The organism is Bacteroides ihuae (genome assembly GCF_900104585.1).
Lineage (GTDB): Bacteria > Bacteroidota > Bacteroidia > Bacteroidales > Bacteroidaceae > Bacteroides > Bacteroides ihuae.
Genome location: NZ_FNVX01000005.1, coordinates 611,749 through 629,390, shown reverse-complemented (window position 1 = coordinate 629,390; position 17,642 = coordinate 611,749). Strand labels below are relative to the sequence as shown.

At 41.9% G+C, this 17,642-nt stretch carries 7 protein-coding genes; 1 reads left to right on the top strand and 6 read right to left on the bottom strand.

The genetic code is table 11. From position 1 onward, the window contains the following. Positions 1-64 precede the first annotated feature (64 nt). From BQ5338_RS08045 to BQ5338_RS08020, 6 genes are all read right to left on the bottom strand, one after another. A complete protein-coding gene (locus tag BQ5338_RS08045; RefSeq protein ID WP_071146298.1) occupies positions 65-4,477 on the bottom strand; it encodes a hybrid sensor histidine kinase/response regulator transcription factor in 4,413 nt (1,470 codons plus the stop codon). Between the two features lie 232 nt (positions 4,478-4,709). Beyond that, a complete protein-coding gene (locus BQ5338_RS08040; protein ID WP_078063459.1) occupies positions 4,710-7,469 on the bottom strand; it encodes a glycoside hydrolase family 2 protein in 2,760 nt (919 codons plus the stop codon). A gap of 14 nt (positions 7,470-7,483) precedes the next feature. Beyond that, positions 7,484-9,709, bottom strand: coding sequence for a DUF5703 domain-containing protein (locus BQ5338_RS08035; RefSeq protein WP_071146297.1), 2,226 nt, complete (start codon positions 9,707-9,709; stop codon positions 7,484-7,486). Positions 9,710-9,724: 15 nt separating this feature from the next. Next, entirely contained in the window at positions 9,725-11,161 is a 1,437-nt protein-coding gene (locus tag BQ5338_RS08030) for a sialate O-acetylesterase (RefSeq protein WP_071146296.1), read from the bottom strand. A gap of 8 nt (positions 11,162-11,169) precedes the next feature. Next, positions 11,170-14,514 carry a glycosyl hydrolase gene (locus tag BQ5338_RS08025; RefSeq protein ID WP_071146295.1) on the bottom strand — a complete coding sequence of 1,115 codons (3,345 nt, stop codon included), beginning with the start codon at positions 14,512-14,514 and terminating at the stop codon, positions 11,170-11,172. A gap of 265 nt (positions 14,515-14,779) precedes the next feature. Then, positions 14,780-15,760, bottom strand: a complete 981-nt coding sequence (locus BQ5338_RS08020; protein WP_071146294.1) for a fimbrillin family protein — start codon at positions 15,758-15,760, stop codon at positions 14,780-14,782. 474 nt (positions 15,761-16,234) lie between these two features. On the opposite strand from BQ5338_RS08020, the gene BQ5338_RS08015 reads away from it, so the two are divergent. Beyond that, the gene (locus tag BQ5338_RS08015) at positions 16,235-17,362 is read left to right on the top strand and encodes an AAA family ATPase (protein ID WP_071146293.1); all 1,128 of its coding nucleotides are present in this window, start codon (positions 16,235-16,237) and stop codon (positions 17,360-17,362) included. Positions 17,363-17,642: the final 280 nt, after the last annotated feature.

Sequence of the window (17,642 nt, the reverse complement as noted above, 5' to 3'; positions counted from 1 at the left end):
ATTATAAACTCTCTATGTTCTATTATTATGAAGACGATTAAGAAAACTTATTGTAATCGTAGTCCTACACTTTTCTCCATTCATTCATGTATTCCTTCGGAGTTTGATTGTACTTCTTGCGGAAACATTTACCATAGTAACCCGAATCCTTAAACCCTACGGCAAAAGCTATTTCTGAGATGCTCATGTCCGAATTCTTAATTAATTCGATCGATTTATTCAACCGTATCTCCTTCACCAAGTCCACTGGAGCCAATCCTGTAAGACTTTTCAGCTTCTTGAAAAAGGCCGAGCGACTGAGACCTACATTAACTGCTATAGTATCAATATTAAAGTCGCTGTTATCAAGATTCTCTTCTATCACCTGATGAATCTTATCAAGTAATTGAATATCTTTCTTAACTAGATATTGTTCATAACTATCCGGTTGTTTTTCATCCGACTGCTGCCAAACTCGTTCGCGAAAAAGTTTTCGTTCGCCCAATAGCTGTTCCATTCTGGCTATCAAATACTCTTTGCTGAAAGGCTTGGTGATGTATGCATTAGCACCCATACTGATCGCTTTTGTCTTAGCTTCATCATCATTTTTAGCAGTAAGAATGATAACCGGTATATGACTAATCTTAAAATCTTTGCGGATACGTTGCAGCATTTCTGTTCCGGACATTTCAGGCATCATTTGATCTGTGACAACAATATCCGGATGATACAGATGAACCTTCTTTAACCCTTCCACCCCATTTACGGCTAAGTAAACATTGTACCGATCCTCCAATTGGAGTTTCAGCAAGTTGCCTAAGTCTTTATTATCTTCCACCAACAACAAAGTAGGCAACGAAGAATCCATTTCATCTTCCTTGTCAGATTCCTCTTCATCAAGAGCATCCGTTTGTTCTTCAGGTTGGTCAGCATCCAATTCACTTCCACCTACATAGAAATCTACTTCGGATCGTTTATAATGATCCTTACCTAACAGTAATTCTACAGTAAAGACAGCACCTTCCTGTTCCTGACTCTCTGCCGCAACAAGTCCATGATGCAGGTTGATTATTTCTTTGGAGAGAGCTAAACCAATTCCTGTACCTTGATAATAGGCATTACGAGCATTTTCACCTTGAGAGAAACGTTCGAATATCTCCGACAATTTATTTTGAGGTATGCCCACTCCCGTATCTTCTACACGCACATAGCAACGTTCCGCACCTTCTACCAAGCCAATAGAGACAAAGATACTGCCGCCCGAAGGAGTAAACTTGAACGCATTCGAGATAATGTTTCGAATAACAATACCTAGTTTTTCCTGATCTGCCCAAAGATAGATAACCTCATCGGGCACTTGGAAGGAGAAACTTATTTCATTTTCCTCCGCCAGTACCCTAAATTCCTTTTGGAAGGATTTTACCATACTGTTCAGGTTTATCTGAGAGATATGTAAGCGCATCTTGCCGCTCTGTATCTTTCTAAAATCAAGAATTTGATTAACCAATTGAAGCATTTGGTTCGTATTCTTCTCCATCAGTTCTACATACTGCACGCCTTTAGGAGAAAGTTTTTCTTTCTCTTTAATTTCTTGTATAGGTCCTTTAATGAGCGTAAGTGGAGTACGAAGTTCATGTGAAATATTCGTAAAGAATTTTATCTTTAAATCCGATAAACGTTGCTCTATATAGACTTCATTCTTCATTTTTATCATGAAAAAAGATACTTTAAGAACACCCCACAACAGTGCCATTACTAAAACAGCATAGATGCAATATGCCCACCAAGTAAACCACCATGGAGGTAAAACAGTTATGGCAAGTCTCTTCTCTGAGAGCAACTCAGGATTAGCCTCATCAATAGATTGAACTCGAAAGACATAGTCTCCCGGAGGAACATTGGTATAAGAGGCTATACGATTCTTCCCATTTGAGTGCCATTCATTTTCGTATCCTTCAAGAATATAGCGATACGAAACCCTATTTTGATTGTAATAATTTAAAGCAGCAAATTCAATGGTAAACATCGATTGGTTATGTTTTAGCGTTATCGAATCGGCATATTTAATGGATTCCATCAAAATTGGCTTGTCCTTGAAGCTGCGTATATCTTTGTTGGAAATGAGGAAGTCGACAATATAAGTTCGATAACTCACATTTAATGTTTGCAGTTTATCCGGCGCAAAGATCAGCACTCCTTGCTTACAACCAAGCCAAAGTTCACCCTTCAATGTTTTTAGAGCCGAGTTTTCTTCCATCTTTACACTCAGAAAACCATCATATTTGTCGAAGTTCCTTATCCTTTCAGTCTTCTTGTCAAACAGAGAAAGCCCATCTTCTGTAGCGAACCATAGGTTCTTATCCTTATCCTCTACAATAGATACCACTACATCATTGTTTAACCCTTCTTTCAGTCCATACGACTTGAACAGTGGCCGATGAGTTACTTTATCATAGCCAGTTAATTTATTCACACCACCACCAAATACACTCACCCAAATGTTGGCATCCTCATCTTTATAAAGCACATAGATGTCATTATCAGCAATGTTTGAGCTCGCACTTTCGCTCCTGTATGTCTCAAACACAATCTGATCAGGAGATTTGAATTTACTATCAAAAGACATCAAGCCATCCATTGTCCCTACCCAAATACGACCATCTTTATCTTCAGCCATATTGCGCACATCCATATATAGCCCGTATGATGGATACTGTTTCAATCCATTATATTTATGCTTAAACTCCGTTTGCCCTTTTTCTTGAATAATAAGATTGAGCCCTCCAGCCAGCACCCCTACCCAAATACGCCCTTTCGTATCCTGGAAACTAAAATATACATCATTTCCACTAATAGAATTGGAGCGGTGCGGATCATTTATATATCGGGTAAATCGAAATCCAAGAGAAGAAGATTCATCGGGTTCAGCCTTTACTAAGCCATTCCCTTTAGTCGAAAACCAGAGATTGCCCTTGTCGTCTTGCATTATATGATATACATTTCCTATCTGATAATTCTCAGCCGAAAAGATTTGCTTCAACTTACCATTTTTATCAAGTCGATAAACCTTCTGCCAGCGCGTTCCAATCCAGATATCACCGTTTCGTGCCTGAAACAAAGCCTTTATTCCAGCTGACGTGACACTGGGGCTTTGAGCATCGGAAGTAAATTTATGCGGATCAAGTATCTTAAATTGCTTTTTAGGAAAGTTTACACGATACACACCTGCTGTGGAAGAGAGAAGCCATAGTATACCATCTTTATCCAGAAATTGTCCCAAAAACAAATGATTACCCTCATCTATTGAGAGTTGCTTCATCTGATTCATACGCATCATCGCATGCGTTTCACGATCAAAAAGTAACACTTCTCCGGATGGTGTAAGGAAGAAGAGTCCCTGTTCATCAGCATCTTGTACATTGAAGTCACCAATAGGTGTCCCCGAAGGGAAAGGATATTGTTTGCTGTTATTATTCAACGGATCGTAGCAGATTATTCCTTCATTGCCTGCTTGAAACCATGCTTTGTCATACTTGTCTATGAATGAGCTAGAAACCGGTGTTCGAAACATCGAAACAGGAAGTTTCCTCAAAGATTGACTGTTCTGATTATATTCATAAATACCCTGACCAGCCACACTTATGTAAACAATAGCTGCATCGGTGGTTACAAGCAAATTTTCTATTCCTGCCGTTATTCCCGGCAGTTGATGTTTGCTGACCACCCCAGAGGATAAATCTATGTGATAAAGATTACCATGTTTATCAGTCATCCATACAGCTTTTCCGGAACCAAAAGCGCAAGTAAATTCGGTAGTCGCATCAATACCCATTTTCTCAGTGATAAAATTGGCCGGTTTAGAGTACATCTGACGACCTTTTCTATATGAGAATATTTTATAATCCGTACCAATCCAGTTGATGTATTCTTTCGTTTCGCTAAACACATTGTTGCGCAATTTCCAGTCATACAATGCCACATTCACACCTGAATCATGCAAAAGTTTAATTTCAATTTTACCATCGACTGTAGTTGAAGCGCGAAGCAAACTCTTATCCTTAGTAAGAAGTAACACATCTCCCTCGAGAGTCTTCTGAATCTTTATGATCTGAATGTTCTCCGAATACTCCTTCATATCATCGTAGACGGCATGAAAACGTTCATGCACTTTGTCAAAGACATATAGCTTCCTATCGACCGTTTTCATCCAGAGAAAGCCATTCTTATCTTCAAGCATACTCTGTATTTTACGGGGAGGAAGATCTGAATATAGTCCGTCTCGATTATTATAAGCTCTGAATTTTGTGCCGTCAAAACTGCATAAGCCATACCATGTGCCAAACCACATAAAGCCATTCTTACCTTTAAGTGAGCAGTGCACAATGTTGTTAGGCAATCCTTGTTCAACCGTATAATGCTCCACAATCATATTAGGATAGGCCGATACAGAGAATAGCAGACACAAGAAAAACAGAATTAATAAAAGAACTCTTTTCATAATAAAAGAAGTTTTATTAAATAAGTGGCTCCAAAGATACTAAAAAAAAGGCATATTGTGTCAATATTCAAGAGTATGCCACAGAAGGCTTCTGAAAGGGGTAAATAGAAGTAGTGAATTCACCACGTTGAAATAGTGAATTCACCACGCTTAATTCACTATTTCACCATGCTGAAGTTATAAGATCCAAATGCAAATACTCATTTGTCAATATTAAGAAAATACGTGAATATTATTCATGCTTCTCGCCAAATTCGGTCTGCTGTCTTTCTACCTCAATGAGCAATTGGCGCTTTTCTTCTTCGGTTAAAACTTTCTTTCCCTCCTTGGCCGACTGCTCTGTGCTCTTCACTGAAGTGCACGGTTCTGTTGAGTCAACTGCACGGTTCTCTTTGGTCAACTGCACGGTTCTGTTGACCAAACTGGACGGTGCAGTTGGAGCGTCTTCCTCCATATAGCAAAAAGGTAATGGGGCCGGAACACTTTCCAATTCAATCTCCGCCGACGAAGGTGCATGTACACCTTCATATTGCACTCTCGCTTTTACTATTATCTTGCCTGCCTTGCGGGTAGAGCGGATTAGAACGGGCGCCGAACCAAATTCTACTGCACGAGGATTAGCCCCGATGGAAGCATCACCAATGATCTGCCCTTCACCTTCTACTGAGAAAACAATATTTTCTTTGGCCAATCGACGAACATTACCGCTATCATCGGTTACTTCGGCCACCACCACCACAAAATCAGATCCATCGGCTACAAGTGATTGTTTCTGTGAATCTATCATGAGACGTAGTTTGGTAGAACGGCGAGATGGCATCTTCTTCATTGAGCACACCACTTTACCATCGATAATTCCTTCAGCGACCATATCTACCTTCTGCCAGTTTTTTTGCGTATAGCTATATCCACGAGCCTCCCAGAAATCCCATACGTTTTCAAAAACAATCGGTGCATTAGGCATATGCCCTTTTGCATGCATTACCCGTTTAGTCCAACTTTTAGTTCCATCATATATAGACAGGCGCACCGAATCGCAATTACTGAATACAACGACATCTTTGTCTGAGAATTGAGACATTTCATGAGCGATGTAAACCATCGGTCCGCTTTCAGCCAACGGAAGCTTTAAATCGGCTGCCGTCTGACTGCGGAACATATAATACGCATACTTTGGTTGGCGGAAAGCATCAAATATACCTCCCCAATAAGGATCGGGGTGATAACCTCGTTGATGATCAAAAGGATGCCATTGTGCTCCACCGATAAACTGCCCGTTGGTGCGATACATTTCATCATAACTCTTTGCCAGCGAAAGTGCCTGCACCAACATCGGACTCTCTCCCCAACTTCTACTGGCACGGTTATTATTGTTGTGTGCATACCAATCGTCTACGTTCTCGCCAAATTCGCGGGTAAAAATGCATTGTTGGGCAATGTTTTTTTCGTCATCACCCGGCCAACCGTACACCACGTCATAGTTTTCTTTTACCCCTGCCGAATGTACATCTGCTGCAGCTACGGGACGTCCGGGATACGGATATTCCTCTTTTGTTATTTGCAATGCCTCGAGAGCAAAGTCTTCCGGATAACAGGTTTCATTCAAGATAGGTTCCCACATCAACACCGACGGATGATTACGGTCTCTCCGAATCATCATACGCGTATTTTGGTGAACAAGTTTAGCAAATTCAGGATCTTTATTCCAATACTGCCAACCTGGAGTAGCCACAATAACAAACAATCCTAATTCATCGCAAGCATCCATAAAGGAGGGATCTTGTGGATAGTGAGCCACACGTATGATGCGACATCCGGCATCACGCAATCTTTTTGCATCACGCCATTGTTGCGAGTTGGGCAAAGCATTACCTACATAGGCAAAATCCTGATGACGATTTGCTCCTATCAACTGCCCGAAAGGCTTTCCATTAAGCAAAAAACCCTCTTTACCTTTAAATTCCGCTTTACGAATACCTACACGGGTTATTCCTCCATCCAGCGATACCTTGCCTTCCTTAATTCTGGATTCCACCCTATATAAATAAGGTGCATCCGGTGACCATAGATTGGGCTTATGCAAAGATATTTGTTGCTTTACCGTTAGAGCTTCACCCGGCCTCAGCACGACTCTATTCGATGCACGTTTTAACGGTTTCCCTTGAGCATCAGCAAAGATGGTCTCTACAGTTACTACTTTTCTAATCGTTCCACTGTTCTTCACTTCCGTATCCACATATACAAGAGCACTTTTATCAGTTATGCCATCAAAGTGTACAAACACGCCTCCACCAGCTACTTTGCCGGCTTCTACCGCATCGGTTATGGCAACGGCCGATTTCCCAATAAGCCAGACGTCCCGATAGATTCCCCCGTGGTAAGCAAAGTCAAGTGTATATTGAGGTTTGCCCGGAGGAAAGTTTTTATCATCGCTATTATCTGCCATTACAGCCAACACACAAGAATCACCTGCCTGCACTCTGTTTTCACTGAGGTTGACAGAGAACGGAAGATAGCCACCCAAATGCTTCTTCAGCAATTTGCCGTTAAGATAAACTTCCTGCTTACCCATAATGGCTTCGAAGTAAATGCTTACTTGTTGCCCTTTCGTATCCGCAGGAACAATAAAATGCTTGCGATACCATGCCACTCCTTGATAGTTGCGGCCTCCACTAGACTCTGCCGGTTCCAACTGCACCGTATGCGGAGTGGAGACTACAGCCCAAGTAGCATCATTAAAGTTCACCTTCTCTGCATCCTTCACGTCTCCCTTAAAGTAGCGCCATCCCGGATTGAAGTTATACACCTTTCTGCCCGAACCGGACAAAGGAATAAATCCGGCAACCGATGTTTCGGAACGATAATTGTCTGCCCAAATAGAGCTGGGGAACAAGACGAGTAAAAGAACGAACAACGTATACTTCACTGCATTTTCAGTGATATGCTTATATCCTTGGAATGAATTATCATTATCAAATAACGTATGTTTCATGATGTATATAGGGTTTATTTTATCCATAATTCAATATCTTTCCGACGGCTTTCCGGCGTCACTTTGAGGTTGATTAGTTTACCTGCTTTCAACTCTGCCTCCACGGTAGTTTGCATAGGCGCATGTAGTTTAAAGTGCACGTCCCATTCAGGTGGCCATGCAGGAAACAGCAATATTTTGTCTCCATTGGTCTGCAACAGCATCTCTTGCAAACCAATCATGCCACTACCTCCCCAGTTGTGATCGGGTGACCAATCAAAGCCCGGTCCCCAGAAAGCAGGAAAACGATACGGCCCGTCAGCCAACTTCAAAAGAGTCAAACGTTTAGCCTCATCTGTCAGTCCCAAACAAGCTGCCCAGATGTTATCTTGCTTCCAGCCCACATGACTGCGAAACTTCAATGCATCGGCATCATATAAATAAGTATTGCGAGCTATCTCTAAGCTATCTTTGCCCACACCATATATTCTCCATGGAAAAACAGGATATAGCTGAGGAGTCTCCACGTTATTGATTCGTTCCCACGTTTTAGCGGGAGAAATCATCTCTTTCCCACCGACCGTACGCAGAGAAATAGGAGGAATCTTAGCTAGCATTTCCGGTTTACGACCATACGTTTGCAACACCGTACGCAAAGCTGCAATGGTGCTCGAAGCATTATTAGTCATCTTATACGTTTCACAAGCCGAACCCGGAAACAAAATCAAATGACCATTGCCATCTAGTTCTTTGCGCCCGCGTTGCCGAGCCAGATAGCGGTAATGTTCATCGAAGAAAGTCAATGCACTATCTACCAGCGGCAGATATAGAGAGATGTCTGCCCCTGCATAATCTTTGGTTTCCAATATCATTTGACAAAACTCCAACACCGTGTCCCATTCATATTCCAGCCAAGCATTATATTCTATTCCCTTATCAAAATAGTCCGGTCGTTTAAATCCATACTCGGCAGGATTGGGGAGTCCAAAGTTCTCAATCTGTTCGGCAAAGCAAGCTCCCGGATGATTCCAATATACTTTGCTACGAAGTTCCGCATTGCCGAGCATAGCCAGATAGAATTTAAACTGGGGAATCATCAAATCGGCATCTCCACTTTTCAACATGGGCCAGTAGACCAATCGCTGATTTTGAGCCGTCATCGTTCCACCACCCCACTTACGAAAGTCGGGCGTAAAGTTTAGCTTTTCATCTACATGGAGAGGATCGAACGTGAAGAGACCGCCATTAAACTTCGTAGGTGCACTGCCATATGCATTGCAACCCAACATGTAGCGAAACAAAGTGTAGTTGCGGGTAATCTGTTCCGCTTCGCCCTTCGCAACAATAAAACTACGTTGCCAAAAAGCATTCCACCAGGCATGTGATCTCTTCTTATATTTTTGGAAATCTCCTGTAATAACCTGCGTCAGCCCCTCCTTCCAAGTCTCAATATCAGCAGTTTGCTGCGTATATAAAGCAATATGGATCTGCTGCTTGCGAGTCGGCTTCACAGAACGAAAGTGCCATGCCCGATAATCAGTACCGGCATACACATCTTCCTTCGTCCCAAGAAACGATAAGTTGCTTCCCCAAAGTTTGCCGCCAAAAGTAAGATGCTTTATTGGGTTCATCATCTTATCCTTCACAGCATCCATTCCCTGCTGAGCCACTGCTACGTCAAATACTGTATTGGAAGGATTATGATGGTAAAACATTACTTCATTCTTACTTGCCACAACAGAATCTTTTGTCGTAGCAAGCCCCTCTGCCATCACCCATTTATAAGAATTTTGCTGTCCTTCCCCTTTGCGAATAAGGCGGTCTTTGTATCGCCAGTTTTCGTAAAAGACTTCTGCCGAAAGCGCCTGCCGACTTTGTAACTCTACATGTATCAATGGATGAAAAACATCCACCCAAAGTTGTATGGTCGTTCCACCGGCTGATACTTCTACATAACCCTCGTTCAGTTTCAGTTCCTGTCGGAAATCAGACGCATTCAAAAATGGATTCGGAGACAAGCGAAGCCTTACTCTTCCCTGTTTGAGGAGGCAGTTATGCTCGTCGAACGTGCCACTCCGACTAATGTAAAAAAGTAAATCACCCTTCTCTACCCAAACGTTCAATCCAATGTCTCCGCCGCCACAAGGCATCGATTCCGAAGAATTACGACTCGGACTGTTCCAAACAACATTGGCATGCTGACTCCAAAGAGACGGCACGCCAATCATTAACACAACTATTATAGAAAAGAGTTTCCTCATAAATATCTTTTATATCTACCAGTTATCCGTACGAAAGGAGGATATCGGCAAACCATTGCCACCAAACAAATCGCCATCCACATAGTTATCAAAAGCATAGCGCACAGCCACCGGATGAGGCACTTCCTCACTCTTCACGTACATTTTACTACGTACAATCCATGCTTTAGCAGGATGAAACACCTTATCGGCTCCCGCCACGGTGAACAGTTTGGATTCGAAACAACTCTTTCCCGTGATCCACATCGGAGCATTCGCGAAATGCACCATCACCGTATCGTTTTTTATCTCAAATGAATCAAAGTAAGGGCTATCACCACTGACTCCTTCAACACCATACGTTTTACTCAACGCCAATAGAGCCAAACGCTCCCCGACTACTTGTTTTTTCACCGGATGAATGCCTTTTTCCATTCCTACATCGAGTAAAACAGCCATCCCTGTATTCGGCACGCGTTGCTCCACTTTTGCCTGAGCCTCACGAAGATAGGCAGAATTAATGATTTCTTTCCCTTTTTCAGTGATAATTCCATAATCATAAGGAGCTATCTGGCAATAGTAAAAAGGAAAATCTCCTTGCTTCCATGCTACACGCCATCCGTTTATCAGTGTGGCAAACATATCAGCATACGTATGCGCACGGTTATAGTTATCTTCTCCCTGATACCAGATTACACCTTTCATTGTCAATCCAATCAATGGATGAAGCATACCGTTGTAGAGCACAGTCGGTGTCCTGTTTTTCGATTTGATGTCTTCATCCGTGCGAGGGATTTTTGCATCAGGAAATGCTTTCAGCATATCTTCCGTCATCCATGCTTCGGCAGCCGATCCGCCCCAAGCGGTAACCACCAAGCCAACGGGAACATCGAGTAACTCTTGCACTAAGCGACCAAAGTAATAAGCTGTAGCACTAAATTCATAAACCGATTTAGGAGTAGCTTCCTGCCAGTTGCCTACCACATCGTTCTGAGGCAACAAAGTGGAAGTACGCTTCACGGTGAACAGACGGATTTTCGGATTCTTACTCTTCAGCACATCCATATTAGCACCTTCTACCGGTTGATTCTTAAATCCCTTCATAGGCATTTCCATGTTACTTTGTCCCGAGCACAGCCACACTTCACCGATAAGTACATCCTTCAATATTGTTACTTTTCCATCATTAAAAGAAACGGTGTATGGACCACCTGCTTTAGGAGTTGCCACAGAAACAGCCCAATGACCTGCGGCATCCGCTTTCGTGCGATACTGCTTGGCATTCCATCCTGTGATGATAACCACTTGCTTGCCGGCTGTTGCCGTTCCCCAAAAATTAGCATTTGACAGCTGTTGCATCACCATACCATCCGAAAAAATAGCGGGTAGTTTCACTTCTGCCCGAGCACTAAGCATTGCTAGTAAAAAGAAAGACAAAATCAGCGTCTCTCTTTGAATGTTTTTTCTATTCATGTTTATCTTTATTTCTGTTGAAGAAGTTGCACAGGACCGAATAATCCGGCCGGAATCAGTACATCCTCTTTCATTCTGTATTTCGCATTCGTCCATATTCCTTCAAAAGGAGCTTTTCCGCTATCGGCACCTTTAATCGCATTCGCCCAAGTATTGGTCACCTCTATCTGCAAGATATTTACACCTTTCTTCAAAGCATCTGTCACATCCACCTCGTAAGGGGCAGTCCACACAATACCGCAACTGATTCCATTCATTCGAATAGTCGCCACATCCGCTACCTTACCTAACGATAAGAATATGCGTCCTTTGGGCTTTTTACTCCACTTAAAAGAAGTCTTATAGGTAACTGTTCCCGAATAATATTTCACCTGTTCATCTTCCGATTGGCTCCAATCGAAAAGTGTATCTTTAATGAGTACCTTATTGATAAGTGGAAAGCTAACAGTCCACGCCCTATTACCTAACGCCATTGGTTCAGAGATCGTTTTCTTCTTATTCTTATCGGTTGATGCAGTTGAAACGTTTTTCGCCAAATCAGATTCAGAAGTAGTTATGTGATTGTGAAAAACAACAAAAACAGACTCTCCCGCAGCCAATGTCAACAACACCTCCGTGCGACCATCAACTTCTTTCCAAGCTATTTCTTTATCAATCTCACCTGTCACCGGATTCCACAGTTCAGGTTTCTTTCCTGCAATGCGCAAACTAACGGTGAAAGTACGTTCCTTATCTTGTTGATTAGAAATAAAATAAAGATCAGCTGCCTCACCACGGCGATGTGTCCATGCTACCTCTTCGGGAACAATTGCATCACGCTGCAATCCATAAGCAGAGAAGTCATCATCTTTATAGGGAAGCTGAGGAATCAAAACACCTGCTTTTCTTAATTCATCCAACTTCGCTTGTACTTCGGCAGAGAAAGGAATACTATCCGGACTCATCGGATGAGGTAACGGAAGAATCAATGCCTTGTATGATGCTCCACCAGGAAGTATCATCCGTCCGTTTTCTGCCTTGGCCAAACGAAGCAATGCATCTCTATTAAAGGAATCGTACGCATATCCACGCAAAGGATTTACCCATTTATCGGGATCGGCCATATTAGCTGAATGACTTACTCCCACAGGTTGTTCGCGTAAGGGCTGACCGACATTAGCCAAACGCACTTGTTCACTCTTCACCCGTTCTGTACCAAAGATACCGGGAAGTGAGGGAACCAAACGTTCAGGCAACACCGCCCTACTGGGTATTTCTTCTCCTATAAACACAGCAATATCTGCCACCGGATGCCCGTATTGCAACAAAGCCTGACAGCGGGAAGCATAGTCAACCAAAGCTTTCGCTCCATCTTTCCACCATGTTTGATCTCGTTGAAAGAAAAGACCGATACCGTCTAGTGTCATACCGGGTTTGCGATCTGTATATGGGTTGTGCACATTTACATGAAAGAAAAGCTTGTTAATGCCCAACGCATAATTGCGATCGAGCAACGTTTTCAGCATGGCAGGAGTTTCATTCCACGTACCGCGAAGTTCCGTAAATCCTTCTGCTTGTACTATGTTCTTGCCGTAGATGTGTGCCCCACTTATGGCATCAAGCATGTCATTCGGTTTATCGTGGGTGGGACTATTAAGCCAAAACTCACCCATTGGACGGTCAACCATCTTGTAGTGAAGTAATCCATCGCTGACCATCGTTGGTGCCACACATTCGGCAGAAGATTCGCAATCATAAGATTTTGCACACATAGCCAGCGTTTTATAGAATACATCCACAACTAATTCGGCAATCGTTGTACGTACATCATGAAGCACCTCTTCCGACTTTGCCACATTATCCATCGGGATACCTGCCAACAAAGGAAGATAAGGCATAAGGTCGTAACCCCGGCGTTTCAGAAACTCGGCAGGGAAGTTATCGCTCCAATTCTGACTGCCACACTCCCAACTATCCACATGCATATACTTCAGCACCTTACGTGCCAACACGGAATCTGTTTGAGCAAAAGCCGCACCAAACCAGTTATCGAATTGCTTCTTAACCGCTGTTTCACTAAACTTATCGCATTCCAATCCCATTCCGGTACCGCCTGTTGCGTTGGTGTGCCCCGTAGAAGTATGCCCCATACGAAGAAGTCTCCATCTGCCCGCAGGAAGTTTAGCAGTAAGTACTCCATTCTTCATGAAAGCAGTCAGATGAATGATTTGCTCTTTGCGAATGCAGTCTTGCGCCCCTATTTCCGAAGACGATGTTCGGGGAGCCACACGCCATACCAGTCCCGCTTTCCCTTCCCATTGGTTCAAACGAGGTTCACTATGCAAGATAAGTTGTTTGATCTTTAAGTTTGGTTTCCATTTTGCAGCATCCATATCTTCACTGCCCGGTTCGCTACCAACCGGAGTCCAGTAAAAGCGGAAATAGCGTGCTGTGGTAGCAGGTATAGAATGCGTTGAGTTCTCATCCGTATTTTGCCAACCCTGGCGGGCAGGAACCAGTTGCTTTACCTCACGGAAATTCACACCGTCATCACTTACCGTCACCTTCAGTCGGTGAGCCTGATAATTATTACCATTCAGTACAATTTCGATGTTGCGACAGGTAAAAGGCTGAGCATATTCGTATTGTATCCAGCAAGGAAGAGAAGAGCGAATCACTCCATCCTCTGCTATCGTTACTCCTTTGGATGGATCAATGGATTTTCCGGTATCCGTATTGCCGCAAGTGATTTTATAAAGCGGAGAGATAGAAACCTCGTTCACCGAAAGATCCGCCGAATTCTTTTGCAGTCCTCCTTTTAATAAAGGCTGGTCACCCTCTTCTGAAACGGGTAGAGCCAACAGAGCGATATCTTCATAATAACCTTCATAAGCTTCGGGGCGGGCCAATACCAGTTTCTTAATCATTCCTCCGGAGACAATCGTATCACTCCACACCACTTTTTGCATCGATTCTTTCGGAGTGATCCACGGACCGCCTGCCAATGCAAAACCATCACAAATATGCATTCCAAGCTTCAAACCCAAACGATCAGCCTCCTGCATGCTGTAGCGCACCATCTCCCACCATTGCGGAGTAAGTTGTTTCACCGCACCTTCGTAGTTAGGCCATCGAGATGGTTCACGGATTGGCATCAGATAAGCACCTCCTAAACCCACTTCCTTCATTGCCTCCAAGTCAGCCTTAATACCCTCCTTAGAAACAGCACCATACATCCAGTACCAGAATGTCCATGGTTTCGCTTCCTCTGATGGATTACGGAAAGACTCACGAAGGGTCTCTTGGGACATCAGATTGCCAAAGACACTCAAACAGATAACTAGCAGTAGTATACGGGATTTAGTGTTATTCATGACTGTTCACCTTTCATAAAAGGACGAAAAAAGGGATGAGTTGTACCCATCCCCTTATATATTATTTCAACTTACTTATAGCAAAGACCACTGATTCTCACTCCAGATCCAATTGGTAATATCTCCTATCATCACTTCAAGAAAAAGCAGATTATAAGAAACGCCCCAACTACTGCTTTTGCAGGGTTGAGGCGTTTGAACTATAAGAAGATAAATTCTAAAGTTCTTTCATCATGATCTTTATTTGAAATAAAGTCAATTTTAATTAGTTTGCGTCTGTTGCTCCTCCGGCTAAATCATCCCAAGCTGTTATTGCAACAGAAACAACACTCAATTCAGTACCTTTAACATTAATAGTATAGGTATAATTCTTCCCTTGCAACCATGCATCAGCTGGAGCAACAGCAGGAAGAGTTACAATCATGTTTTTACCGTCAATAGTTAATGTAAGGCTTATGCCCGTAGTTGCAACGATAGGAGCAACCAATCCCTCAACAAGAACAGTAGTACCAGCCGCCGCATTTATCGTTGTTGATCCGGTAAAGACAATGCCATACGTTGCATGTAATCCTGAGATGACACCATCGCCCAAACTAACAGTTCCAAGATCAGAACCCGCAAGAAATCCTGCATCTTTTGTCAACCTTACTGAAGTCAATAATCCTGCTCCTGCATAAGTAGCATCTTTATTAACGATAAAAGACAGTTTACTCAATACATGGTGAAAGAACAAATCTACATCATTACTATCGACAGCATTACTCGCTACCGCTAAAGGATATGTATATGATTCTTCTACTCCTGCTCTGGCAGTAGCATACATATAATCTTCTTGAGAAGTAGCACTAAAGTTCTGTACAGAGTCAACATTCACTTTAAGTGTTTTAGTCGTAAAATTAACATCTCCCGCAATTCCCCTAGGATAGAAAGCATATACGGTAGCTATCTGATTAGTCAGATAAATTTTACCTAATTCAGGAGCGGCCCAATTTGTAGCACCATAAGTATACGTAGCTGCTGCAGGTGTATAATCAGTTTCACCTCCTATTTGATTATCGATAAAAACTCCAATTGTATCTGCAGCTGCGAAAGCATCTGTTAATCCACGAGTAACCACTGCCCCCGTGATAACGGCGGAAACACCAAGCTCACTCTTTCCCGCCGGTGTTGTAGTTGCTTCATCTTCGTTTGAACAGCTCGCTAACATCATGGAAGCGATAGCTGCGAACATAAAAATCTTTTTCATTTGTTTTTTTGTTTCTATTGGAAATTTATTATATAAATGCTATATAATTCTAGTTATCTTTTAAGACTGAATAAAGGATTCGATTTGCTGAATCAAATATCAGTGAAGGAATATGAATGGCATCTTTAAAATAGACCTCTTATTTCCGAAGTTAAGGGATTAATAGCATATAGACTAATAATAAGGCGGTTACTTTTCATAACATTCTTATTTGCTGTAGCACAATGTAGATACAACACTTCATAGTAGACCTTACAGAGGTTATTCTTTAAAAGTTAAACTTTGTCTCATTATTTTCCGAATAAATAAATCCTTATGCTTATATCCGAATAAAGCCTATCTCCTTTCCAAAGTCCCATCTTATTTTCGGGCTTTACAGTTCTGAGAGAGCAAGAAAACGACGATTTCTTAGGAAAAATCCTAATTAGTTGCGTTATTTGCGTTACGGAATTAACGTAACGTAAATAGCGTAATATGAAACAGAATAATCCATTTCTAATATACGGATATACCAGTCCTGAATATTTCTGCGACAGGAAGAAAGAAACAGATACGATCTTATCTGCACTTGAAAATGAACGAAACCTGACTCTGATTGCTCCTCGAAGAATGGGAAAAACAGGGCTTATCAAGAATACGTTTTATCTAATGAAGCAGGCAAAAGTGGATGTCAAATGTTTCTATATTGATATTTATCCGACCAATAATTTGAATGATTTCGTATCATTAGTGGGGAGTACCGTATTAGGACAGCTGGATACTTTATCACAGGGAGTTTTGAAAAAGATCACAGGATTCTTTAAAAGTTGCAGACCCACCATCACGGTAGATGAAGCGACCGGTATGCCAACCGTCTCACTAGAAATAGTACCCGAACAGGAAGGCATTACGTTAAAGGAAATTTTCGATTATCTGGCAGCTTCGGGTAAACAATGCTATATCGCCATCGATGAGTTTCAGCAGATCACAGAATACCCGGAAAAAGGTGTGGAGGCAATGATCCGCTCTTACATCCAGTTTATTCCTAATGTACATTTTATTTTTGCAGGAAGCAAACAGCATATTATGACTGAAATATTTGTCTCTGCCAAAAGACCCTTCTATCAAAGTACACAAATGATGGCACTCACAGAAATCAACGAAGAGATGTATTATGATTTTGCTAAAAGTTTCTTTGAGAAAGAAGGGAAGGTACTTTTACCAGAAGCTTTTCAGTACATCTACCAAAAATTCAGCGGACATACTTGGTATATACAGTCGATACTAAATAGATTGTATGGCTATAATATAAAACAGATTACAACGGAGATAGTAGAGAATGCCATACAAGAGATCATTCTAGAAAATGAATTTATCTTCCAAAATTATCTATCCCTACTGACTAATAATCAGGCGAAAATTATCAAGGCAATAGCAAAGGAAGAATCTGTGTCTGCCGTTAATTCGAACAAGTTTATCAGCAAACACAACCTGAAAGCAGCAAGTAGTGTGAATACGGCCTTAAAAACATTGATAGACAAAGAGTTGGTATACAAAAATGAAGAGACTTATACTGTATATGATCGATTCTTCGGACAATGGCTAAAGAAACAACGCTTTTAAGTAAATTGGTCAATCTTGAATCAATGTCGTTTAGTTAAGCTCATTGCCACTATTTATTTACATATAACATCGTCCAAATGGATCTTACTAGTTCACCTCGGTTAATTAACTAGTTCAACGCGGTGAATTAACTAGTTAACCGCGCTGAACTAACTAGTTAACCAGCCCCCTCTCACAAGGCCTGTGGAAGGGCATTGAATGATTTCTTAAAAGTTAACAAATAACTTATTGAATGCTTCTTTTTTATTCATTCTAATGGTACACCGCACTTAACTAAACG